Below are 22,898 nucleotides of genomic sequence, written 5' to 3' on the forward strand. Positions count from 1 at the left end.
TTTTTGGAGAACAGTACTTTTAATTAGGCAGCTCTTACTCTCTTCATCATATGCACAATGATTGTAATGGAAAAAGCAATCACTAAGAAAAGGAAGAATAAATAATGAGGTATATGGACATTGAAGACACTCACTAACATTTTTAAGCCGATGACACCTATAATAATGAAGGCCGTTGCTTCAAGCTCTGGAATTTTTTCGATAATGATTAAAAAAACACCTGCAATGGTCCTCATCATTAATATCCCTAACATCCCTCCTATTAAAAGTACCCAAACTTGATCTGATATCGCAAAGGCAGCGAAAATTGAGTCAATTGAAAAGGCAATATCCATTAGCTCAACCGAAATGACAGTTGCCCAAAACGTGCCAAAAAGACGTACCATCCACCCTGACCTCTTTACCTCTTTCACACTATCCTCATTCCCTATATGAAGGAAATGAGCTATACAAAGCCAGCCTAAATATAAAGCACCTAATACTTTAATAAACCAAAATTCTACGAGATAAACTCCTATACCAATAAATAAAAATCTAAAAAAATAGGCACCTAACATACCATACATTAATGCCCGTTTTCGCTGTTTATCTGGTAAATGTTTCACTAGTACCGCTAATACCAATGCATTATCTGCTGACAGCAAACCTTCTATAATAATTAATGAGGATATTAGTCCCCAGGAGACAGGGTCCATTAATACTTCTTGCCACATCGCAAAATCAAAAAATTTCCAATATGTTGATAAAATTCCTTGAATGATTTCCACTACATACCCTCCTACTTGGCCTAAGCTAATCTAGTATATGCTTGACCATTTTTGTTATGAGAGTTGTATTTTTTAAGATTGATTCAACAGAGTTTGAATGATTTTCCTCACTTAAAATGCACTATTTGGAGGTCTCACACATCGCTTTTTTGACAAAAAAATAGGCTATATAAAGATAAAACGCTTACATCTTCAAATAGACACGGAAAATTTAGAATTTACTAAAAATTAATCACAAAAAGCAAATAAAGTGTGCTATCATAGATAAATGTTTTAAACGTATAACGGAGGATGAATACTATGGAAGTTGCTGATACTAGAACCGTGCAAGTGGAGAATGTCTTGATTGCACATCATTTTTTAAAAGATGTAGTTGTGCATACACCACTACAAAAAAACGACTATTTATCCGAGAAATACGGAGCTAATATTTATATTAAACGCGAAGATCTACAGCATGTACGCTCATTCAAGCTTCGTGGTGCCTATTATAAAATTAAAAAAATCGAGGATGAAGCACGCAATGCTGGAGTTGTCTGTGCAAGTGCAGGCAATCATGCACAAGGAGTAGCTTATGCCTGTGCCCAATTAAAAATTCAAGCAAGCATTTTTATGCCTCAAACAACGCCGAAGCAAAAAATAGACCAAGTGCGTATGTTTGGACGCGAATATGTAGAAATTATTTTGGCGGGAGATACATTCGATGATTCTGCTGAAAGCGCGTTAAGCTATTGTGAAGAGCATAGTAAAATTTTCATTCACCCATTTGATGATTTCGATGTCATTGCTGGTCAAGGGACGGTAGCCGTAGAAATTATGAATGATATGGAGGAGCCTATCGACTACGTATTCGGTAGTATTGGTGGTGGTGGCTTAATGTCAGGCGTGTCTGCCTACATTAAAAATCTCTCTCCTTCTAGCAAAATTATTGGTGTGGAACCAGCTGGTGCTGGTAGTATGAAGGCTGCCTTTGCTGAAGGTGGCGCAGTTGCCCTTGATTGGATTGATAAATTCGTGGATGGTGCTGCTGTAAAATGCGTCGGTCACCACACTTATGATGTTTGTCGTCGCTATTTAGATGATATAGTTCTTGTACCTGAAGGCAAAGTATGTACGACCATTCTAGATCTATATAATAAACACGCGATTATCGCTGAGCCAGCTGGAGCATTATCAGTGGCAGCTCTTGATTTTTATAAAGAAGAAATTAAAGGTAAGTCAGTTGTAGTCATCATCAGTGGTGGTAATAATGACATTGGACGGATGCAGGAGATTAAAGAAAAGTCACTTATTCATGAAGGCTTACTTTACTATTTTATCGTCAGCTTCCCTCAGCGTGCCGGAGCATTACGTCAATTCCTCACTAGCGTACTAGGACCAAACGATGACATTACTACCTTTGAATATACGAAGAAAAACAATAAAGAAAGTGGCCCTGCACTAGTCGGTATTGAGCTAGGTGATCGCGCTGAATATGAAGGACTACTTGCCCGAATGGATGAATTCGGCTTTAAATACAAGGAAGTAAACAACGACATTCAACTATTTGGCTTACTCGTTTAAAATGAAGAGTCTCACTTCACTGCAAGTGAGGCTTTTTTATGTTTATCTTTCATTTTATTACCCTAAAAAACGCCCATACTTTTGTATGAGCGTTTCGTTATTAGCCTAATAGAGCACGGTCTGAATTCATTTTTTCACCACGAATACGTTCAAACTCAGCCATTAAATCAGGGATTGTTAATTCATGTTTGCGATCTTCACCGACTTCTAAAATGATTTGGCCTTTGTCCATCATAATAAGACGATTGCCTAAATCTAATGCTTGCTGCATATTGTGCGTTACCATTAATGTCGTTAAATTATCTTTTTCCACTAAATACTTCGTAATACGAGTAATTAACTCTGCACGTGATGGATCAAGTGCAGCCGTATGCTCATCCAGCAATAAAATAGATGGCTTTGTAAAGGTAGCCATTAAGAGCGACAAAGCTTGACGTTCCCCACCTGAAAGTAAGCCTACCTTAGCAGAAAGGCGATTCTCAAGATTTAAACCAAGCATCTCTAGTGATTCTTTAAAAAATTCCCGACGCTTTTTATCCACACCATTACGTAGCCCTCTATGCTTATTGCGAGAGTATGCTAGTGCTAGATTTTCTTCAATTGTCATCGTAGGCGCGGTTCCCGCCATTGGGTCCTGAAAGACACGACCAATGTATTGAGAGCGTTTATATTCAGGCAAACTTGTCACATTATTACCATCAATTAATACTGTCCCAAAATCGGGTGTTAAGGCACCTGAAATCATGTTCATCATCGTTGATTTACCTGCACCATTACTACCAATGATTGTCACAAAATCACCTGGCTTTAAATGTAGGTTTATCTCTGCAAGTGCAATCTTCTCATCTGGTGTTCCTTCATTAAATACCTTATTAATACCATGTAATTTAAGCAATGCCTTTTCCTCCCTTCTCTACTGTTTTTACTTACGAAAGTTCTGCAGCTCGTTTGGCTTTACGTTTACGTTCTTTATTCTTATTGATAAATTGCGGTAAGATCAGCGCCAAAATAACAATGATCGCCGTAATTAATTTCATGTCTCCTGAATCAAGGAAATCTACACGTAATGCTAATGCTAATATAATACGATAAATGATAGCTCCTGCAATGACTGCAAAAGTTGTACGGATAATAGTTTTTGTCCCAAAAATTGCTTCACCAATAATAACGGATGCGAGACCAATCACAATCATACCAATCCCCATGCTAACATCGGAGAATTTCGAGTATTGTGCGATTAAAGCTCCAGAAAATGCGACAAGTGCATTGGAAAGTCCTAGCCCCAAAATGATAAGTGTATCTGTATTTGCTGAGAAGCTGCGAATCATTCGTTTATTATCACCAGTTGCTCGGATAGCTAGCCCGACCTCTGTCTTTAAGAACCAGTCTGCTATTAACTTAATTAAAATCGTGATGATTAATACAACAATCAGCACACTCCATGTACCTGGTACATGCTGAAAGCCTATGCCTTTTAATAGGTTATTAAGAGCAGCATCGATCCCTAAATTGCTCCAAAAAGCTTGAAACTTCGAAAAGATGGTTTCAGAGTTTAATAGTGGAATATTCGGGCGACCTATCGTATTTTCTGCAGTTAACCCCATGATACGTAGATTAATCGAGTATAAAGCAATCATCATTAAAATCCCTGATAATAACGGATTAATCTTTCCCTTCGTGTGAAGAATTCCTGTTATACATCCAGCAATAAATCCAGCAACAATTGCCACTAAAGTCGCTAAGATTGGGTGGTAGCCAAGCAAAACCATTGTTGCTGCCGTTGCCGCCCCTGTTACAAAGCTTCCATCAACCGTTAAATCCGGAAAATCTAACACCCGAAATGTTAAATATACACCAAGTGCCATAATTGCATAGATGATTCCTTGCTCCACTGCGCCAAATAATGCTAAAAACATCGTTGAATCATCTCCTAAATCTCTTTATTATTTATATCGCTTGTAAAATGAAGATAAAGCGGGGATAGTTCTCCCCCGCTTCGTTTTACTGTTCTAGAATTTCGGCACCCCAAGAATCTTTAATTTCGATTCCTAAATCATCTGCAACTTTTTTATTGATTAATAGTTTCAGATTTTGTGGGTATTGTGCGGGTGTATCGGCAGGTGTAGCTTCACCTTTTAAAATTTTCACAGCCATTTGACCCGCTTCATAGCCGATATCAAAATATTCAAAACCATAAGCGGCTAAACCGCCACGTGCCACAGAATCCAGTTCTCCTACGATTAATGGTAGTTTATTCGTATTGGCAACATCAATTACCGATTCTAATGCAGAAACTACTGTGTTATCAGTAATAATATAGAAAGCATCTACTTTACCAATTAGAGATTCTGTCGCTTGTTTTACATCTGCTGAAGTGGATGCTGATGCTTCTACCACCTTTAAACCTTGTTCATCCATAACCTTTTTCACTTCTGAAACTTGGGCAACTGAGTTTTGCTCACCTGCATTGTAGACCATCCCTACCTTTTTCGCACCAAGTTCTTTTAGGAATGCTACTGTTTTAGAAATCGTTTCAGGATGTAAATCGATTGTGCCTGTAATATTTTTCCCTGGCTTTTCCATTGAGTCAATTAACTGTGCACCAACAGCATCTGTAACCGATGTAAAAATAATTGGAATATCACTTGTTGCTGTTGCAGCGGCTTGTGCAGAAGGTGTAGAGTTTGCAAAAATTAAATCTACGTTTGCACTTACTAGATTGTTAGCAATCGTTGTGTTAAGGCTATTATCCCCCTGTGCAATTTGTGGATCGTAGTCAACTTTTAAGCCTGCATCTTCAATTGCTTTTTTAAAGCCTTCCGTTGCTGCGTTTAACGATGGATGCTCAACAATTTGAGTAATCCCGATTTTATATGTTTTATCATCTGCATTTCCGCTCTCACTTGCATTGTTTGATTCATTTCCTTTTGAATCTGTTGTACCTGAGCCACTGCTACCACAAGCAGCAAGAAGCAACACTAATCCAAAAAGAAGGAATGACAACTTCTTTACATTGCTTTTCACAAATAATCCCCCCGATTATATTCTCGAATATCTATCGCACTTTATCCAAACAAAGTGTGAATGTATCGCTATATTATCGTTATTATCGAGCTCCGTCAACAACATTATGAATGTTCTGACTTTTAAAAGTGACAAAATATTTTAGTTTTTCATTTAATTTGGCGCTTTAAACCGCTAAACTACGCTGTTTTAGTTATTCGATTTCTTTTTTCAACATAGTAAAAAATATTTATGACAATTTTGCGACGATAGGACATTATAGACAAAGTCTGACATTTGACTTCTACTAGATATCTATAATAAAATATTTACTTGTGTGAAAGCACCGTGGTTCGTAACCATCCCACGAAAAAAAACTAAGGAGAAATGAATATGAAGATAAAATTTTTAGCAGCAAGTGGTATCATTGCGGCTCTCTATATAGCTGTAACCATGCTTGTTGCACCATTTGGTTTTACAGAGGTTCAGTTCCGAGTTTCTGAGATGTTTAACCATTTAGTGGCCTTTAATCCACGCTTTGCCGTAGGGATTATTATTGGAGTATTGATCTCTAACCTATTTTCACCACTTGGCATTTACGATTTAGTGTTTGGTGTAGGTCATTCAATGATTACACTCGGACTGTTTATTTTAATCTGCAAATTTGTCAAAAATATTTGGGCACGTTTAATTATTAATACATTGCTCTTTACATGTACTATGTTTATTATTGCCTTTGAGCTGAACTTGGCTTTAGAGCTACCATTCTTTTGGACTTGGCTAACAGTCGCGGCGGGTGAATTTGTTGTATTAGCTGTAGGTGCACCGATTATGTATGTATTAAACAAACGCCTTCACTTTAAAAGTTTGATTTAACTGACGGGTCTTTTTAGATTCGTCTTTTTTCTTGACACTATTCTGAAAATACTCTACAATTCTTTCTAATAAATGCAAGGAAGAAGAGTAGTAGCAAGCATTGTTACTTCAAGAGAGCTGGTGGTTGGTGCAAACCAGTAGTACAAACTTGTGAATGGACTTCAGAGCAGCCTTATCAAATGTAAGGCCGTTTCGCTCCCCGTTACCGGAGCAGGAAAGCGCGCAAAAATTGCGAATGAAGGTGGCACCACGGTTACTCGTCCTTTTTATAAGGGATTGGAGTGGCTTTTTTTTTGGAAAAATTAGCATAGAGGAGTCGAGGAAAGATGAGTACAGTAGTAGAGAAAAAGGGATATTTCGGTGAATTTGGTGGAAGCTTTGTTCCAAAGGAGCTTCAAAATGTTTTAAATATACTAGATGAGAATTTTCAAAAGTATAAAGAAGATGATGACTTTAAACAAGAATTAGATTACTATTTCCGTGAATATGTCGGTCGTAAATCCCCTCTTTATTTTGCAGAAAATTTAACAAAGCAATTAGGTGGCGCAAAAATTTATTTAAAACGGGAAGACCTTAACCACACAGGCTCCCATAAAATCAATAATGTATTAGGACAAATTTTACTAGCCAAACGTATGGGCGCAAACCGTGTAATTGCAGAAACTGGTGCAGGTCAACATGGTGTAGCAACAGCTACAGCGTGTGCCATGTTTGGAATGGATTGCACGATTTATATGGGCTTGGAGGATACAAAACGTCAGGCATTGAACGTATTTCGCATGGAACTTCTCGGCGCAAAAGTCGTAGCGGTTGATAAAGGGCAAGGCCGCTTAAAGGATGCAGTAGATGAAGCATTTGCTGACTTGGTAGAAAACTATGAAACAACCTTCTATTTATTAGGTTCGGCAGTTGGACCACATCCCTTCCCATCAATGGTTAAACATTTTCAATCAGTGATTAGCCGCGAAAGTCGTGAACAGATTTTAGAAAAGGAAGGAAAGCTGCCAACAGCTGTTCTTGCCTGTGTAGGAGGCGGTAGTAATGCAATTGGGGCATTTGCTGACTATATTGCAGACGAAGATGTTCGTCTGATTGGAATAGAACCGGATCAAGCTGCTACCTTAAACGAAGGAACACCAGGAGAGCTACACGGCTTCAAATGTTTAGTTCTTCAGGACGCAGAAGGTAATCCACTTCCTACCTATTCAATAGCAGCTGGTTTAGATTATCCAGGTGCTGGGCCTGAGCATAGCCATTTGAAAACAATTGGCCGTGCTGAGTATGTGACCGTGACAAATGAAGAAGTTTTAGAAGCCTTCCAAGTACTTTCTAAGGTAGAAGGTATTATTCCTGCTCTTGAAAGCTCACATGCAGTTGCCCATGCTCTAAAATTAGCACCAACTTTATCACCTGAGGAAAGCATTATTATTAATATCTCTGGTCGTGGCGATAAAGACGTTGAACAAGTTTTCCACATGTTAGCTAAATAATAAAAAAAGAGCGACTTCCATTTATGGAAATCGCTCTTTCACCTATACCAATGATTTAGGATAAATTTCAGCTACATTATCTCGCAGCTTCGCTTTCAGGAATTTCCCGACAGATGTCTTTGGAATTTCTTCTAGAAATACGACTGCATCTGGTACCCACCACTTGGCAAATTGATTTTCTAAAAAGGTAAGAAGCTCTTGTTCAGTTACTGATTGTCCCTCTTTCAATACAACACAAGCTAAAGGACGCTCCTGCCATTTAGCATGAGGCATGGCAATGACAGCTGCTTCAAAAACTGCATCATGCGTCATTAGTGCATTTTCCAAATCAACAGAGGAAATCCATTCCCCACCTGATTTTATAAGATCCTTTGTACGGTCCGTGATTTTAATAAAGCCATCCTCTGTTCGTACTGCAATATCACCAGTATATAACCAACCATCTCGATAGGCATCTGCTGTTCGTTCATCACGATAGTATTCGTCGGAAATCCATGGGCCTTTTAAACGTAATTCCCCCATCGTTTCGCCATCCCAAGGAACCTCACCCGCCTCATTAATAATACTAGATTCGATACCTGCCATTGTCATCCCTTGCATCGCTCGAGCTTCAATACGTTTTTCAATCGGCCAATCATCCATCCACGACATATAATTGGACAATGCCACGATTGGTGTAGTTTCCGTCATGCCGTAGACAACAATATAAGGTATTCCGTATTTTTCCTCAAATGTCCGAATGAGTCGAGTTGGTGAAGCCGATCCACCACAGCAGATCGCTCTTAAAGAACTAATATCTCGTTCTTTCTTTTCCTGCTCCTGTAAGGCGCCTATCCAAATGGTTGGTACACCAGCAGTTAATGTAACCTTTTCTTGTTCGATTAAATCCATTATTAATTCTGATGTAAATTGTGGACCTGGCAAAACTTGTGTAGCACCAACATTAACACTAGCAAAAGGTAAGCCCCATGCATTTGCATGAAACATTGGTACAATTGGCATCACCACATCTCTTTCCGCCATCCCCATAGAGTCAGACATACTCAGCATGATACTGTGTAATACTAGACCCCGATGGGAATAGACAACTCCCTTTGGATTCCCTGTCGTGGCACTTGTATAGCACATACCGGCAGGTGCTTCTTCGTCAATATCCTCTGGAAATTGAAATTCTTCATCAGCAGTAGCTAACAAGTCCTCATAGGATAAAACATTTTGTAGTGTAGTCTTGGGTAAAGCTGGTTCATCCGTCATAATAATATAGTGTTTCACTGTCTTAAGTTTTGGCGCAATATTTTCAATGATCGGTAATAAATCAACATCGACCATTAAAATCTCATCTTCTGCATGATTAATAATATAGATCAAATGCTCTTCTGATAAACGAATATTTACCATGTGTAAGATTGCCCCTGAGCAAGGTACAGCAAAGTAGGCTTCTAAATGCCGATGCTGGTTCCACGCAAAGGAGCCGACTTTTGTTCCTCTTGTCATCCCAAGCTTCGTAAGGGCATCTGCTAAACAACGCGTTCTTTTCGCCCACTGTCCATATGTTAAACGGTGTATTTTGTGTGGGCTTGTCCGTGAAATAATTGATTTTCTTGCAAAATAGCTCTCTGCTCGTTTGAAAAAACTAGTTAAAACTAATGGTGCTTGCATCATAAAACACATCATCCCTTCATTTGTGAATTTCCCCTTGTGAAATCTTCATAGCATCAATTTAACTGAATACTATTAATATTCCGAATATTATTATATTTTAATTTTATAATTTAATCTATATATTCCAATAATTTTCTTTATAACATATAAAAAACGGATGAAGTCTAGTTCTTCACCCGTTGTCCATCTATTATGAAATTGCTTTTTTATGCAGTTTAATTTTTAATTTCTCTAACATATCTACCGTCATTTTAGCTAAATCATACTCAGCTTTGAAGCCCCACTCTTTTTGAGCCGCTTCAATATTTAAAGAGTTTGGCCAGCTATCTGCAATTGCCTGACGAACTGGATCTACCTGATAGCTCATTGTGAAATTCGGTAAGTGCTTCTTAATTTCTGCCGCAATTTGCGAAGGTTCAAAGCTCATAGCTGTAATATTAAAAGCATTGCGATGAACGAGCTTACTACCGTCTGCCTCCATTAAATCTACGATAGCTTGTAGAGCATCTGGCATGTACATCATATCCATGAACGTACCTTCTTGAATATACGATGTATACTTGCCTTGTTCGATTGCTTCATAGAAAATTTCTACTGCATAATCGGTTGTACCACCACCTGGAGGCGTTACATAAGAAATTAATCCTGGGAAGCGTACTCCACGTGTATCAACACCAAAACGATTGAAATAATAATCGCATAATAACTCACCCGCTACTTTATTTACACCATACATGGTTGTTGGTCTTTGCAAAGTATCCTGTGGTGTATCTTCCTTAGGTGTAGACGGACCAAACGCACCAATTGAGCTTGGCGTGAAAAATTGCATATTTAGCTCACGTGAAACCTCCAACGCATTCATTAACCCGCCCATATTTAAATTCCAAGCTAACAATGGATTTCTTTCTGCTGTAGCTGATAATAGCGCAGCTAAATGCATCATTGTATCTGCACCGAAGTCCTTTGCTAAATCATGCATTCTTTGTCCATCTGTCACGTCCAATATTTCAAATGGGCCCTTAGTATGTTCAAGCTTTCTAATGTCTGTAGCAAGTATATTGTCCTCTCCATAAATACCACGAAGTTTTTCTACAAGCTCAGAACCAATTTGACCAAGTGCTCCAGTAACAATAATCTTTTTCATTTCCCAAAACCTCCACATGTGAACAATTGTACTTCCAGAAAGTACAAAAATGTATTGATAAACATTGATTTAATAACACTTTCAATGAAATTCATTATAATGTGTTCGTTTTGAAAATACAACAATTATATTAATAATATTCCTTACAAAGAACATACAATCCCTTATCCACAGTATATGAGGCCATAAAAAATATTGTGCTACAAAAATATACAAAACACAATTGTACACCTCAAAAATACACAACATTTACGCTCTCATAAGCTAGTTTTGTAGCCATGCAAAAAAGAATCTTCTTTGCTATTTTTTGCAAAGAAGACCCCTTTTCAATATTATTCTTTACTATTAAATTATATCGAAAAACGTTTGACAGCTATTTGCAAAACTTTTGATACTTTGCGCAATTCCTTAATATAATTATGGAACTGTTGTTGAGCTGTTAATTGATCAGCTGTTAATGCAGCAACATGTTTAGTAGACACGGCATTCGTATCGGATAAAGCTGTCAGCATACTTGCATCCTCACTTACCTTCTTCGTGTGATTGGCAATCTCTTGAACTGTAGCAGATACTTCCATAATATAAGGCTTAATCGTATGTACTTTTTCTAAAATTTGATCAAAACTTGACGCAGTTTGTCCTGTGACAGCTACACCTTTTTCAGTCGCTACTAAAACGCCTTCCATCATTTGTACCGCATAACTCGAATCTAAATGGATGTTCTGTACAATGGATGTAATCGTTTGTGTCGATTGAACAGTTTGCTCAGCAAGCTTGCGAACCTCATTAGCCACTACTGCAAAGCCTTTACCATGCTCTCCTGCTCTTGCGGCTTCAATAGATGCGTTTAAAGCCAGTAAGTTAGTTTGTGCTGTTATTCTTTCTATTACCTCAATCATTTGATCAATCGATGCAGCCCGCTCTACTAAATTAAAGATAGCTGTATTAGATTTTTCAACTGCCTGCTTAATAGCTTGCATTTGTGTTAAATTGGCCTGTACAATTTCAGTTCCACTTTCTGCATCTCTGGCCGTTTTTTGTGCAAAACTTTCTACAACCTGAACCTTTTCTAAAATAACCTGTACATCATTTAAAACTTCCTCTAAGGAAGCAGTATTCGAAGCTAATTTATTAGAAGAAGCAGACGTTGATTCTGAAATCGATTGTACATCCTTCGCTATTTTTAATGTCGTTGTTGATGATTGCTCAGAGGATTTCTGCAATTTCCCTGTCATTTCTTCTACTTCATAGGCACTGTCTGTCACAGTATGGAGTAGTCGTTTCACCTCTGTTACCATTTGATTGTAAGACAAAACAACTTCACCAAGCTCATCATGAGCCACATAACTTGCATTGGCAGTGAAATCACCTTGTTCTGCACGTTTTAATAATGATTTTAGCTGACGTGTTGGTACATTAACTGCCTTTGTTGCGATAAAGCCTATAAGGATAACAAGCAAGACAACCGCTAAGCATACACCACCTAATAACCAATAACCGAATTGCACATCTTTTTGATAAGCCTGCTGTTGGTCTTTTGCTCTTTGAACCAAATAATTTTGCGTATCTTCTAATAATGCATGACTCTCCTGACTAATTGGTAAGAATATTTGCAAATAAAATGGATCTAGCTCATCATGTTTCAATTGTTTAAAATCCTCAATGGCTTCTTCCTGCTTCTTAAGCAATGACTTATACTTCTTAATTTGATGACTCATCTTTTTATCAATTTCATGGCTATCTAGTTGCTCTAAAGGCTGTGCCATGTTTTGTAAAATGGCTGTCATTTCTTTATCGTCACCTTTCGAATCTACTATAAAATCTAATCGGCGCTGTGATTCTTCAAGCTCATTTAGCCATCCAATTGGGACAAGTCCCTGTGTGTAACTCTCACTTGCATGCCACGACATTTTCCTTAAATAATCTACACTGAATACACCTAGCAATACATTCGATAATACACAAACAATCATGAGTACAAGTAACTTGTCCTTCACCTTAATGAAACGGAAAAAATGCATGGTCCTTGGCTCCTCCTCCAACTCTTACCAATAATGATAGTATAGAGATATAAAGCCAGTGTTATGTTTTTGTAAATTTTGATCGAAATATTAAGAATTTATACCCATCATTTAGTTCTTTTTAGGTAATTTAACTCGCTAAATTAGCCATACTATAGCTTCTTATTCATACTATTATTTGAAAAAACATCCGCAACCTTCCATACATTGTCAGCGTTGATAATAGAGAATGGAGGTGTTACATTTGACGCAATTGAAGAAGTTAGATTGGAGTTTAGTAATAAGTCTTCTAATACTCGGCGCTATTAGTTGCCTTTTTGTCCATTCTAGTAGTGTAAATTTTGAACAGTATGCAAGCTCCTTTATTATCAAGCAATTCTTATTTTATCTCATCGGATTAACCATCATGTTTGGAATATCCTTACTTGATATTGAACAGCTAAAGAAGATTGGATGGCCCTTTTACTTCCTAATAGTTGCTTTAACGGCTGGGCTTATTGTTGCACCTGAGAGCATTGCTCGGACGATCAATCAGGCAAAATCATGGTATCAAATCCCGTTTTTAGGTTCTCTCCAACCATCAGAGTTTTTAAAATTCGCTTTTTTAATAGTTGTGAGTAAGGTCATTATTGCTCATCAAGAAAAAAATGTCCGCCCCTCTTATCTAGCAGATTTTTGGCTACTTGTAAAAATCGGGCTAATTGTCCTTCCTCCTACACTACTTGTTTATAGGCAACCCGATACAGGTATGGTTATGTTGTATATGGCGATGATTTTACCAATGATTTTCTTTTCAGGTATTCATAGAAAGCTTCTAGTCGTATTTACGGCTGTTCCTCTAGTTATTATCAGTACGCTAGTAGTGCTCTATGTCCGATTTAATGAATTTTTTACAGAGAAGGTTTTAGGTGCCCTATCAGGACATCAGATTTCAAGAATTTATGGATGGCTTCAGCCTTATGAATATACTGATTCTTCTTTTCAAGTACGCCAAGGCTTTATGGCCATCGGATCAGGGGAATTTATGGGCAAGGGCTATCTACATAACAATGTCTATGTACCAGAAAAACATACCGATTTTATATTCTCCGCTATTGCAGAAGAGCTGGGTTTTGTTGGAGGAGCATTTGTAATAGCTCTACTATTTTTTGTTATCTATCGTATTGTTGTTATTACGGTAGTAGCGCGAGACCCCTTCATGACCTTAATGGGTGCAGGTATTTCAAGCTTACTAGCCTTTCAAATTACTCAAAATATCGGCATGACCATTGGGCTTTTACCTGTCACAGGTGTCGCCCTACCTTTTTTAAGCTATGGTGGAAGCTCGTTACTATCCAATTTTATGCTTATTGGAATCGTCATGATTATTCATAATTCATATAAGGGTTATATGTTTAAAGTAGGGGACTAACAAAAGTGCAAGTAGAGAAAAATTCATGCATTCTCTACTTGCTAGATTAAAGGGGGGATTAATTCGTTAAAAACTCCTTCATACTCGCATTATATTGATCGATAAATAGCTGGGCTTCCTTACTTGGTAATTTTAATGCAGCTAAAGCGGCACCACCTACAGGTAAGCTATAAGCACCCACGAAGTCATACTGATTACTATTCTTTTTATCAATAGAGATTAACTTTTTAATAAATAGCTCCAATTCATTAAAAACGCCACCAGCTAAGACTACTTTGACTCGCTTATCTGTGAATGGATTTTTTTTGTAACAAGCATCTATACTTTGATAAAAAACATAGCACACTTGATCAATAATTGTATTGGCTTCTCCATCACCACGTTTAGCACATTCAATTGCTATCTTACTTAAAGGAGATATGGTATCACGCGGATGTGCTTCACCATAGACCACTTCAATTATCTGCGGAACGGATTGTAATTGAAAATATTCTAATACTGCTGCTGTTAGAAGCGTTTCAGGACCTCTTTTATCAAATGCTTTAAATACCGCTTTTAATGTACGAATGCCAATATCATAGCCACTGCCCTCATCATCAAAAATATAACCCCATCCTGCTGTACGCTCAATTCTTCCCGAATAATCAATACTGAGTGTAATCGCACCCGTACCAGAAATCTGCACAATGCCAGGCTGACCCAATGTTCCCGCATACAGCGCGTTCAACCCATCATTCGATAGTGATAGTTGACAGTCTTTCGGTAAAAGCGAGGTTAATAATGCATGGGTAATTTCTTCATTATTATTTTCTGTTACACCAGACAGGCCCGCATGGCACTTTGTAATGTGTTGAAATTCGTGAGGTTGTTGTCTTTTTAAATCATTTATTAATTCTGTTATCGTCTCAGTAAATTGCTCGAAGCTCATGGATGTGGGATTACTTTTTCCTGTTTCTGCTAGCGCCATAATTTGCCCACGACACGTTGAGATTGTCGCAAGTGTTTTTGTTCCACCACCATCAATTGCCAAAACATACAAGTGCCTTCACCTCTATACGATTTTAATTGTAGAAACAATTTCTCCTACCTCAACCCCTGCATCATTACGCACAAATGCAGGAGACAATGCTTTAATACGGTCAATTGTTTCTTGATTTGTATACTGAATTTGTTCCAATACAGAAGCAATTACATTCGGCCATGGACTTTCTGAACCATTCATAATTTTCAAGGCAAAACTTAATCCTTCGTTTCTAAGAGCAAAACAGTATACGCCCTGTGCCCCGCCCTTTGCCACAATATTGGGGTCCTTTAATAATGCCGTACAAATAAAATTTTGTGCTGCAATGATAGGATTCTCTTGATTCATTACTGTCGTAAGCTTTATTACTGCTTCACGAATCAGTCGATCATCAATTAATTCTGGTCTTGCTAACTTTAAATAAGCAATGGCCATGTTTTTTAACGGAATCGCAAAGACGGGCGCACCACAGCCATCAATCCCTGTACGAATTTTCTCTACCTCATATTCACTTAAATAAGCAATATATTTTTTTATCATCTGTTGCAGTGGATGTTCTGGATGACAATATTGCTTGACATCATAGCCATTTGCTAAACATGCAGTTAAAAATCCTAAATGCTTGCCAGCGCAATTATGAAATAGTTTCCTCTTTTCAAACCCCTGTTGAATATACTTTGTTTTAGGTTCCTCATTTAATGGATAGGATGCTGCACAAATTAACTCATTTTCATTAATAGGAAGTTTTTCCAGCAAAGAGACTAATGCCTCTTGATGATATATTTCGCCTCTTTGTGAAGCTAGAAATAATGCACTTTCTTTTGAAGTAATCCCGTACTTTTCTATAAAATCAGTCATAAAAATGGGAATGGCTTGAAATGGTTTTGCTGCAGAACGAAAATACACAGGCTCATAATCTTGACCTACAGAGACGAATTCTTCCTTCGTTAGATTCACAGCACTTATTTGTCCATAATGCACATTTTCCATTAATCCTGAACGATACTCCTTTAAAAATTCTGAGTAAGCCACGAATCAACCAACCTTTCTTTAAACAGACAGCAACTGCTTTTGTGCTTGTAATGCCGCTCCTTTAACAACCCCTTCTTTTAATTGATTGGAAAACTGTAAATCAAAGTAGGGTTGTAATTCCTTCCATATATACTGTTTACACTTATCACTAAGCAGTTTTTGAAATGTCACATTGTGCTCAATAATTTCTCCACTGACGATGACAGCCTCTGGTTCGTATAAACAAACTAGATTATTGATGGCAATAGCTAGAAAAGTAGCTACATCTTGCTGAATATCAACCGCCCATTGCTCGCCTTGATCAACACAATGCAAAATCTCTTCTATTGATTGAATATTAAGATTTTTAGGTGTTCTTTTTAACAGCGTAACTTCAGAAACATACATGGATAAGCACCCTCTTTTACCACAGTGACACATCTCACCAAAGGGATTAATCGTTATATGGCTTATTTCTCCAGCTTTATTTTGAATGCCACGATACACTTCTCCATTTAATAATATAGATGCTCCTATTCCTGTTCCGATTCCGACTAAAATACAATTTGAATACAGTGGTGTATAGATATCACCAATTTCAGCAATGATTTGCATTTTTAATTCATTATCTACGATGACTTCACAACCAAAAACGCCATTTAAATCTTCTCTTATATGGCAGTTTTCCCACTTCAATTGCTCAGAGGAAACGATTATCCCTTCCTCGTTATTGATTACTCCTGGAATTCCTATCCCAATGCCTAGTAATTTATCGTGAGCAATCTGATATTCTGTCATGATATTTTCTATAGATCGTTTTAGTAGATGTATAGCTTCTTCGTATTGATGCTTGATGTTACATTTGATTTCCTGAAAGGCAATAAGCTTCCCTAAGAAATCTAATATACCTATTCGAATAGTAAAACAGTCAATTTCTATACCAATCGTATATAAAGCATCTTCGCGCATATGAATTAACGTAGGACGTCTACCAATGGCTGTTTCTTCCGATACCCCTTCAAGAATAAAGCCTTCAGCTTCTAGTTCTTGCACAATACGCGTAATGGTTGTAGGGCTCATTTTTGTATATTTTGATAATTGAATTCTTGAAATTGGCGCCATCTGCCTTATTGCGTCAAGCACAATATATTTATTTTGTCTTCGCATTTGTACTTGATCTTGCTTTTTCAAATTAGATTCAACCCCTATTTAAACTTTTCTATGAATTGTACAGCTTCTTTGATGTCTTTTTCGGGATTTGATCTCACTTCTCGTTCAATAGTTAAATAGCCATTGTATCCGATTTCTTGTAAAGCTGAAAAATAAAGCTCGAAATTGACATCTCCATGACCTAATGGAAGTTCTCTGAAAAACTCTCCATTTTCCACCATTTCTTCTATTTTATCATGAGATGTTCCAGAATCGTATCCTAAGTACCCGTACACATCTTTAGGATTCGTTGGTTGCAGTTGAATACCATCCTTTACATGTGTATGTACAATATATTTCTTTAATAGTTTGACTCCAGCTACAGGATCATCTTTTGTTACCATCACCATATTGGCAGGATCAAAATTAACCGATACACCATTCGTTGATAGCTTATCTAAAAACCCTTTTAATGTTTTACTCGTTTCTGGCCCTGTTTCAATCGCAAAATAAGCATCTAATGATGTAGCATATTGTCCTAATTCTTCGCAGGCTTCCAGCATTGTTTGATAGATTGGATCATTTTCATCTTCAGGAATAATACCAATATGAGTTGTAACAATGGATGTTCCTAGGTCTTTGGCTAATTGCAGTATTTCTTTTGATTTTTTTATTTTTCTGGCATTTTCTGCTTTGTCTTGGAAGCCATGACCACCTAAATCTCCACATAATGCGGAGATTTCTAGACCTAGCCCTAAGATATACGCCTTCAATTCTGCTCTTTGTTCAGCATTTAGGTTATCGGGGTCCAACTCACCTGAAACGGCATACATTTGTACCCCCTGTGCACCAACTTCTTTCGCCTTTAACAAACCTTCACGAATAGGTAAACGAAAGCTGTCTACTATCACACCGATTTTATTATCCAATTTCACCATTTTAATAAACAACTTCCTTTCCTTCAGTTGCAGAAATATAAATACCTTCTAAGATTTTCATAATTTCTACTCCATCCTCTACAGGTGCAACTGAATCATAATGATGAAGGCAACAATCAACAAATGAATTGATTTCATTTTGAAAGGCTGTCGCAAAATCAAATGTTAAATCGTTAATTTGAGGATGAATATTTAAAATCGTATTATGCTCTTCACTTACAATTTTTAATTCTGGCTCTAGCTCTGCACCACCGTTCGTGCCATATAGCTTAATACTTATTTCATCTTTTAAAGCATGTAGTGTATAGGAAACGTCTACCATTAGTGACGCTCCATTCTCAAATGTAATGAGGGCATTTGCTAAGTCTTCTACTGTGTTTTTAGTTGCATCATAGTCTGCAGCCTTGTAGAAGGATAAATTTTCTATATGATTTCGGTTTCCTAACTGATTGTAAGTATGACCTGTTATACGTTTCACCTTTGGTCTCCCCATTAAGTACCAGCATATATCAATTACATGTACCCCTAGATCAATTAAAGGTCCGCCGCCAGACTTATCAATTTCAGCAAACCAGCCTCCTGGATTACCTAATCTTCTTAGGCAGGAAGCCTTAGCATAATAAATATCGCCCAATTTGTTATCGTCGATGAAGCTTTTCAGTACTTTGGTATTTGTGGCAAACCGTCTTACATAGCCCACTTGAAATACTTTCTGATGCTTTTCTGCAACCTTTTGGATATTTAGAGCCTCTGCATAAGTCATAGATAGCGGCTTTTCTATTAGAACATGTAAGTCATTTTCCAAAGCAAGAATCGCCAATTCGGCATGTGTATTATTCCATGTACAAATACTTACAGCATCCACATTTTTATCTGCGAATAGCTCTTCTTTTGAAGAAAAAACATGTGTTGCTCCAAATTGAACTGCTTTTGCTTTGCCTCTTTCAAGAGAAGCATCATACACGCCATATAACTCAACGAATGGATTATTCGAATAGGAACCTAAGTGAAAATCTGAAATAGAACCTGTGCCAATGACACAAACTTTTAATTTGTCCATGTTCTTTCCTCCTTTAGAGCTTGCATTCGTCCCATAAACGACGTACATTATCCATCCCTATTTTTGAACCAACTTGGCAATCTTCCATCCCTTCAAACTCAATAGTAAGATAGCCATCATATCCACTGCCTTTTACGAGTTTAATAATTTCTCGAATATTTATATCGCCATGTCCCACAATAGCACCTCTGATGTAGTTGTTATGAACTGTACGGAACCATTCGCCCTCACCTGGATTTTCATAATAAGGACGAATATAAAAATCTTTAAAATGCACCGTAGCAGCATAAGGGACGTTTTTCATAACACCAATTAGAGGTTCTTCATCAATACATAAAAAATTACCGATATCTAAAGTTGTTTTAAAGTTGTCTCTGTTTACCGCATGAATTAATTGTTGTACACGATCACTTGTTTGAACATTAAAGCCGTGATTTTCAATCGTTGTCGTAATATTAAATTGTTTCGCGTAATCTGCAATTAACTGACAGCCTCTAACCATCTCTTCGAAGTGCTCGTTGTAATAATGAATGGACGTTTGCTCCTTTGGTAAAGTAAAGAGAGTAACGTCATGGCGCATAATGTGAATGCCCATATGATGTACGACATCAACATGCTTCTTTAAACGTTCAACCTCTTCTAAAAAAGCTTCCTCCGTATCCTGAATAAAGTTAGCTGGTAACGAATAGGCGGATAGCTCTAATCCTAGCTCTGCTGCTTTATCTTTTATTTGAGTTGCAAGTTCATAGTTATCTACAACGGTAAATTCATAGGGTACTAATTCTACATGCTGTCCACCGTTGTCTGCTACCCATTGTAAGACATCCAGTACATTCATTTCCCCCTGTCTCATTTTTTTGACCATACTATATGTGCTTAACCCTATTTTCATTTCTATACACCCTTTCGATTAGTTGACAAAGTGACATGCGACACTTTGCTCTTCGTTAATTTTTTTCATTTCCGGAATAGCTTGCTTACATATATCTGATGCAAAGGGGCACCTTGTGTGGAAGGTACAACCACTTGGCGGATTTTTAGGATTTGGAATATCACCTGTTAAAACGATCTTCTTTTTTCGTAATGTTGGGTCTGCGATCGGTACGGATGCAATGAGCGCTTTTGTATAGGGATGCTTTGGTTCATTAAATATGGTTTCTTTACGCCCGATTTCTACAATAGACCCTAAATACATGACCCCTATATAATGGCTAATATGTTCTACAACACTTAAATCGTGAGAAATAAAGAGATAAGATATTTTATATTCTTGCTGCAATTGCTTTAATAGATTCAATATTTGCGATTGTATAGATACATCCAACGCAGAAACGGGCTCATCAGCAATAATTAATTTTGGCTTTGTTATTAATGCGCGTGCAATACCTAAACGCTGCCTTTGTCCTCCACTGAACTCATGCGCATAGCGATCAGCATGTTCAGCATTTAATCCAACGACTTCCAGCATTTCAAGCACTAGTTTTTCACGCTCTGCTTTTGAAAGTTTTGTATGAATTTCTAAAGGCTCCCCAATAAGCTCCTTGACCTTCATTCTTGGATTCAAAGAGGCATATGGGTCTTGAAAAATCATTTGAACAGTTTGCCTTAAATGCTTTAATTCAGATTGCTTTGCAGTTGCTACTTCTTTCCCGTCCACAATGATACTTCCATTCGTTGGTGCTATTAATCTAGTGATTAATCTACCTGTAGTAGATTTACCACAACCACTTTCCCCAACTAAACTAAACGTCGTACCTTCTTCTATTTCAAAGGAAACATCTATGACCGCGTTAACATATTGCTTTTTTTGAAATAGCCCTCCTGCTATTTGAAAGCTCTTTTTTAAATTCTCCACTTTTAATATACTGTTAGGCATTTACTTCCACATCCTTTTTCACATATAGCCAGCAGCTACATTGGCGAGTAGCTGAAATTTTTACTGTCGGTGGACTCTCCTGATGGCATATAGACATCGCTTGATTACATCGTGGAGCAAATTTACAACCATTCGGCATATTTTGTGGGGATGGTACTTGACCATTAATAGATTCTAATACTTCTTTGTTATCACCAATTTTCGGTACGGATGCAATTAAACCTTTTGTATAGGGATGCTTGGGGCTAGCAAATAACTCAAAGACATCTGCTTCCTCTACAACCTGCCCTGCATACATTACGACTACCCTATCGCACATTTCCGCAACAACACCTAAATCATGTGTGATTAATAAAATAGCTGTTTCATTTTCTTCCTTTAGCTTTTTCATTAGCTCTAAAATTTGAGCTTGTATCGTGACATCAAGCGCAGTGGTTGGTTCGTCAGCAATAAGTAAATTAGGATGGCAGGCCATAGCCATTGCAATCATAACTCGCTGGCGCATTCCTCCTGATAGCTGATGTGGATATTCATAAATGATTTCCTCAGCTCTTCCTATGCCAACGCTTTTTAGCATTTGGATTGCATGATGCTTACTTTCGTTCTTCGGCAGCTTTAAATGCATCTCAATTGCTTCCATTAACTGCTTGCCTATTTTTAAGACAGGATTTAAAGAGGTCATGGGCTCTTGAAAAATCATGGCCATTTGCTTGCCACGAATCTTCCGAATTTCTGATTCGGACATTTTCGTCAAGTCATGTCCATTGAAATGTATAGAGCCATTGACGATTTTGCCTGTAGTACCGTGAAATAATTGCATGATGGATAACGATGTTAAGCTTTTTCCACTACCCGATTCTCCCACTAAGCCTAATATCTCTCCTTTACGGATGGAAAAATTGACACCTCTTAAAATCTTGATTTCCCTTTTATCACGCGTAAAGGACGTTTCTAAGTCACTTACTCGCAATACATGTTCTGGCATAAGCATTCTCCTTAATTATTTTTTATTTTTGGATCTAAGACATCTCGTAATCCATCACCTATTAAGTTAAATGCTAGTACGGTTAAAAATATGGCAATGCCTGGCATGATGACTACGTGCGAAGATGTCCCTAAATAGTCGCGCCCACTACTTAGCATTACTCCCCACTCAGGCATCTCAGGGCTTGCACCTAAGCCTAAAAAACTTAAACCAGAAGCTGCTAAAATGGCTGTTCCTATACGCATTGTGACAAAAATGATTAATTCACTAATGGTTTCAGGGAAAATATGTTTCCACAGCACTCTAACATGTGAAGCTCCCATTGATTGTGCTGCTTCTACGTAAACATTCTCTTTCGCATTCAATGTAGCACCTCTGACTAAACGTGCAAAAGATGGCACACTAAAAATCATCACAGCAATGATGACATTATTAATACCAGGACCCAATAAGGCTACAATGGCAATTGCTAATAATAAATCTGGGAATGAAAACAATACATCACAGCTACGCATGATGATTTTGTCAATCCACCCACCAAAGTAACCGCTAATTAAACCTAAAATAGTTCCTAGTATTAAGCCTAAAAATACGGCACTAAAACTCACCATCAAGGATATTTTTGCACCTACTATCAAACGACTAAAAATATCTCGACCATACTCGTCAGTTCCTGCCAAATGACTTGCACTTGGTCCCTCTAATAAAGCATCATAATTCGGTTCAAAAGGGTCGTACGGTGCGATATAAGGACCAATAAAAGCGACTACAATTAACAACACTATAAAGATACTTGCTACCAAAGCAGCCTTTTGTTTTTTAAAAGACTTCCAAAATTCTTTAAGAGGAGAGTATTTTTTTTGTGTATTTTGCACTTGGCTATTTTGCATAGTAGTTGGTGAAGTCATTTTGTTCCCTCCC

At 37.5% G+C, this 22,898-nt stretch carries 20 protein-coding genes, 1 riboswitch and 1 other annotated feature; of the genes, 4 read left to right on the top strand and 16 right to left on the bottom strand.

The annotated features are described in order from the left end of the window. Positions 1 to 23 precede the first annotated feature (23 nt). Complete coding sequence (locus V1L66_RS20265) at positions 24 to 767, bottom strand: TerC family protein (protein WP_016993388.1); 744 nt, start codon at positions 765 to 767, stop codon at positions 24 to 26. Positions 768 to 1,067: 300 nt separating this feature from the next. On the opposite strand from V1L66_RS20265, the gene ilvA reads away from it, so the two are divergent. Continuing rightward, positions 1,068 to 2,330, top strand: a complete 1,263-nt coding sequence (gene ilvA / locus V1L66_RS20270) for a threonine ammonia-lyase IlvA (RefSeq protein WP_258859124.1) — start codon at positions 1,068 to 1,070, stop codon at positions 2,328 to 2,330. 100 nt (positions 2,331 to 2,430) lie between these two features. Here ilvA and V1L66_RS20275 read toward each other — a convergent pair whose 3' ends face one another. The 3 genes from V1L66_RS20275 to V1L66_RS20285 all read right to left on the bottom strand — a co-directional run bounded on the left by V1L66_RS20275 (position 2,431) and on the right by V1L66_RS20285 (position 5,354). Then, complete coding sequence (locus V1L66_RS20275) at positions 2,431 to 3,225, bottom strand: ABC transporter ATP-binding protein (RefSeq protein WP_036078189.1); 795 nt, start codon at positions 3,223 to 3,225, stop codon at positions 2,431 to 2,433. 31 nt (positions 3,226 to 3,256) lie between these two features. Continuing rightward, complete coding sequence (locus tag V1L66_RS20280; protein WP_333006189.1) at positions 3,257 to 4,246, bottom strand: ABC transporter permease; 990 nt, start codon at positions 4,244 to 4,246, stop codon at positions 3,257 to 3,259. A gap of 85 nt (positions 4,247 to 4,331) precedes the next feature. Further along, positions 4,332 to 5,354 carry an ABC transporter substrate-binding protein gene (locus tag V1L66_RS20285; RefSeq protein ID WP_333006190.1) on the bottom strand — a complete coding sequence of 341 codons (1,023 nt, stop codon included), beginning with the start codon at positions 5,352 to 5,354 and terminating at the stop codon, positions 4,332 to 4,334. Positions 5,355 to 5,675: 321 nt separating this feature from the next. Beyond that, positions 5,676 to 5,720, top strand: a riboswitch (PreQ1 riboswitch). 6 nt (positions 5,721 to 5,726) lie between these two features. On the opposite strand from V1L66_RS20285, the gene V1L66_RS20290 reads away from it, so the two are divergent. Both V1L66_RS20290 and trpB read left to right on the top strand, forming a co-directional pair. Further along, the gene (locus V1L66_RS20290) at positions 5,727 to 6,209 is read left to right on the top strand and encodes a QueT transporter family protein (protein WP_016993393.1); all 483 of its coding nucleotides are present in this window, start codon (positions 5,727 to 5,729) and stop codon (positions 6,207 to 6,209) included. Between the two features lie 68 nt (positions 6,210 to 6,277). Further along, positions 6,278 to 6,477 (top strand) — a binding site (T-box leader). Positions 6,478 to 6,535: 58 nt separating this feature from the next. Beyond that, positions 6,536 to 7,699: a tryptophan synthase subunit beta gene (gene trpB, locus V1L66_RS20295; protein ID WP_016993395.1), complete on the top strand. Its 1,164-nt coding sequence runs from the start codon at positions 6,536 to 6,538 to the stop codon at positions 7,697 to 7,699. Between the two features lie 42 nt (positions 7,700 to 7,741). Here the strand turns inward: trpB and V1L66_RS20300 are convergent, their stop codons facing one another. The 3 genes from V1L66_RS20300 to V1L66_RS20310 all read right to left on the bottom strand — a co-directional run bounded on the left by V1L66_RS20300 (position 7,742) and on the right by V1L66_RS20310 (position 12,526). Further along, entirely contained in the window at positions 7,742 to 9,361 is a 1,620-nt protein-coding gene (locus V1L66_RS20300) for a long-chain fatty acid--CoA ligase (protein WP_333006191.1), read from the bottom strand. Positions 9,362 to 9,551: 190 nt separating this feature from the next. Then, the gene (locus tag V1L66_RS20305; protein ID WP_004225462.1) at positions 9,552 to 10,505 is read right to left on the bottom strand and encodes an L-threonine 3-dehydrogenase; all 954 of its coding nucleotides are present in this window, start codon (positions 10,503 to 10,505) and stop codon (positions 9,552 to 9,554) included. Positions 10,506 to 10,855: 350 nt separating this feature from the next. Then, positions 10,856 to 12,526, bottom strand: coding sequence for a methyl-accepting chemotaxis protein (locus V1L66_RS20310; RefSeq protein WP_016993396.1), 1,671 nt, complete (start codon positions 12,524 to 12,526; stop codon positions 10,856 to 10,858). A 235-nt stretch (positions 12,527 to 12,761) separates the two neighbouring features. Between V1L66_RS20310 and V1L66_RS20315 the strand changes: the two genes are divergently transcribed. Next, complete coding sequence (locus V1L66_RS20315) at positions 12,762 to 13,937, top strand: FtsW/RodA/SpoVE family cell cycle protein (RefSeq protein WP_333006192.1); 1,176 nt, start codon at positions 12,762 to 12,764, stop codon at positions 13,935 to 13,937. A gap of 58 nt (positions 13,938 to 13,995) precedes the next feature. Here V1L66_RS20315 and V1L66_RS20320 read toward each other — a convergent pair whose 3' ends face one another. Genes V1L66_RS20320 through V1L66_RS20360 form a run of 9 tightly spaced genes read right to left on the bottom strand, consistent with a single transcriptional unit; the run spans position 13,996 to position 22,885 of the window. Then, entirely contained in the window at positions 13,996 to 14,976 is a 981-nt protein-coding gene (locus V1L66_RS20320) for a BadF/BadG/BcrA/BcrD ATPase family protein (protein ID WP_333006193.1), read from the bottom strand. Positions 14,977 to 14,988: 12 nt separating this feature from the next. Next, entirely contained in the window at positions 14,989 to 15,990 is a 1,002-nt protein-coding gene (locus V1L66_RS20325) for an asparaginase (RefSeq protein WP_016993399.1), read from the bottom strand. Positions 15,991 to 16,008: 18 nt separating this feature from the next. Continuing rightward, positions 16,009 to 17,160: an ROK family transcriptional regulator gene (locus tag V1L66_RS20330; protein WP_016993400.1), complete on the bottom strand. Its 1,152-nt coding sequence runs from the start codon at positions 17,158 to 17,160 to the stop codon at positions 16,009 to 16,011. A gap of 14 nt (positions 17,161 to 17,174) precedes the next feature. Continuing rightward, entirely contained in the window at positions 17,175 to 18,056 is an 882-nt protein-coding gene (locus V1L66_RS20335) for a sugar phosphate isomerase/epimerase (RefSeq protein WP_026023428.1), read from the bottom strand. Position 18,057: 1 nt separating this feature from the next. Beyond that, the gene (locus tag V1L66_RS20340) at positions 18,058 to 19,116 is read right to left on the bottom strand and encodes a Gfo/Idh/MocA family protein (RefSeq protein ID WP_016993402.1); all 1,059 of its coding nucleotides are present in this window, start codon (positions 19,114 to 19,116) and stop codon (positions 18,058 to 18,060) included. A gap of 13 nt (positions 19,117 to 19,129) precedes the next feature. Continuing rightward, positions 19,130 to 20,008 (bottom strand): sugar phosphate isomerase/epimerase, encoded by an 879-nt coding sequence (locus V1L66_RS20345; protein WP_036078176.1) that lies wholly within the window; start codon positions 20,006 to 20,008, stop codon positions 19,130 to 19,132. A gap of 18 nt (positions 20,009 to 20,026) precedes the next feature. Further along, entirely contained in the window at positions 20,027 to 20,992 is a 966-nt protein-coding gene (locus V1L66_RS20350) for an ABC transporter ATP-binding protein (protein ID WP_036078174.1), read from the bottom strand. Beyond that, a complete protein-coding gene (locus tag V1L66_RS20355; protein ID WP_036078171.1) occupies positions 20,985 to 21,977 on the bottom strand; it encodes an ABC transporter ATP-binding protein in 993 nt (330 codons plus the stop codon). The genes V1L66_RS20350 and V1L66_RS20355 overlap by 8 nt, the downstream gene beginning before the upstream one ends. Positions 21,978 to 21,988: 11 nt before the next feature. Then, positions 21,989 to 22,885 carry an ABC transporter permease gene (locus V1L66_RS20360; RefSeq protein ID WP_052125378.1) on the bottom strand — a complete coding sequence of 299 codons (897 nt, stop codon included), beginning with the start codon at positions 22,883 to 22,885 and terminating at the stop codon, positions 21,989 to 21,991. Between the last annotated feature and the right edge of the window lie 13 nt (positions 22,886 to 22,898).

It is taken from the genome of Lysinibacillus sp. IITD104 (genome assembly GCF_036698265.2).
GTDB classification, from domain to species: Bacteria; Bacillota; Bacilli; order Bacillales_A; family Planococcaceae; genus Lysinibacillus; species Lysinibacillus boronitolerans.

Bases quoted from the DNA above. Each gene is read 5' to 3' on its own strand.
- V1L66_RS20345 (WP_036078176.1), bottom strand. From the start codon at position 20,008: ATGAAAATAGGGTTAAGCACATATAGTATGGTCAAAAAAATGAGACAG.
- V1L66_RS20280 (WP_333006189.1), bottom strand. From the start codon at position 4,246: ATGTTTTTAGCATTATTTGGCGCAGTGGAGCAAGGAATCATCTATGCA.
- V1L66_RS20355 (WP_036078171.1), bottom strand. From the start codon at position 21,977: ATGCCAGAACATGTATTGCGAGTAAGTGACTTAGAAACGTCCTTTACG.
- V1L66_RS20335 (WP_026023428.1), bottom strand. From the start codon at position 18,056: ATGGTGAAATTGGATAATAAAATCGGTGTGATAGTAGACAGCTTTCGT.
- trpB (WP_016993395.1), top strand. From the start codon at position 6,536: ATGAGTACAGTAGTAGAGAAAAAGGGATATTTCGGTGAATTTGGTGGA.
- V1L66_RS20310 (WP_016993396.1), bottom strand. From the start codon at position 12,526: ATGCATTTTTTCCGTTTCATTAAGGTGAAGGACAAGTTACTTGTACTC.
- V1L66_RS20340 (WP_016993402.1), bottom strand. From the start codon at position 19,116: ATGGACAAATTAAAAGTTTGTGTCATTGGCACAGGTTCTATTTCAGAT.
- V1L66_RS20305 (WP_004225462.1), bottom strand. From the start codon at position 10,505: ATGAAAAAGATTATTGTTACTGGAGCACTTGGTCAAATTGGTTCTGAG.
- V1L66_RS20350 (WP_036078174.1), bottom strand. From the start codon at position 20,992: ATGCCTAACAGTATATTAAAAGTGGAGAATTTAAAAAAGAGCTTTCAA.
- V1L66_RS20360 (WP_052125378.1), bottom strand. From the start codon at position 22,885: ATGACTTCACCAACTACTATGCAAAATAGCCAAGTGCAAAATACACAA.
- V1L66_RS20300 (WP_333006191.1), bottom strand. From the start codon at position 9,361: ATGATGCAAGCACCATTAGTTTTAACTAGTTTTTTCAAACGAGCAGAG.
- V1L66_RS20290 (WP_016993393.1), top strand. From the start codon at position 5,727: ATGAAGATAAAATTTTTAGCAGCAAGTGGTATCATTGCGGCTCTCTAT.
- ilvA (WP_258859124.1), top strand. From the start codon at position 1,068: ATGGAAGTTGCTGATACTAGAACCGTGCAAGTGGAGAATGTCTTGATT.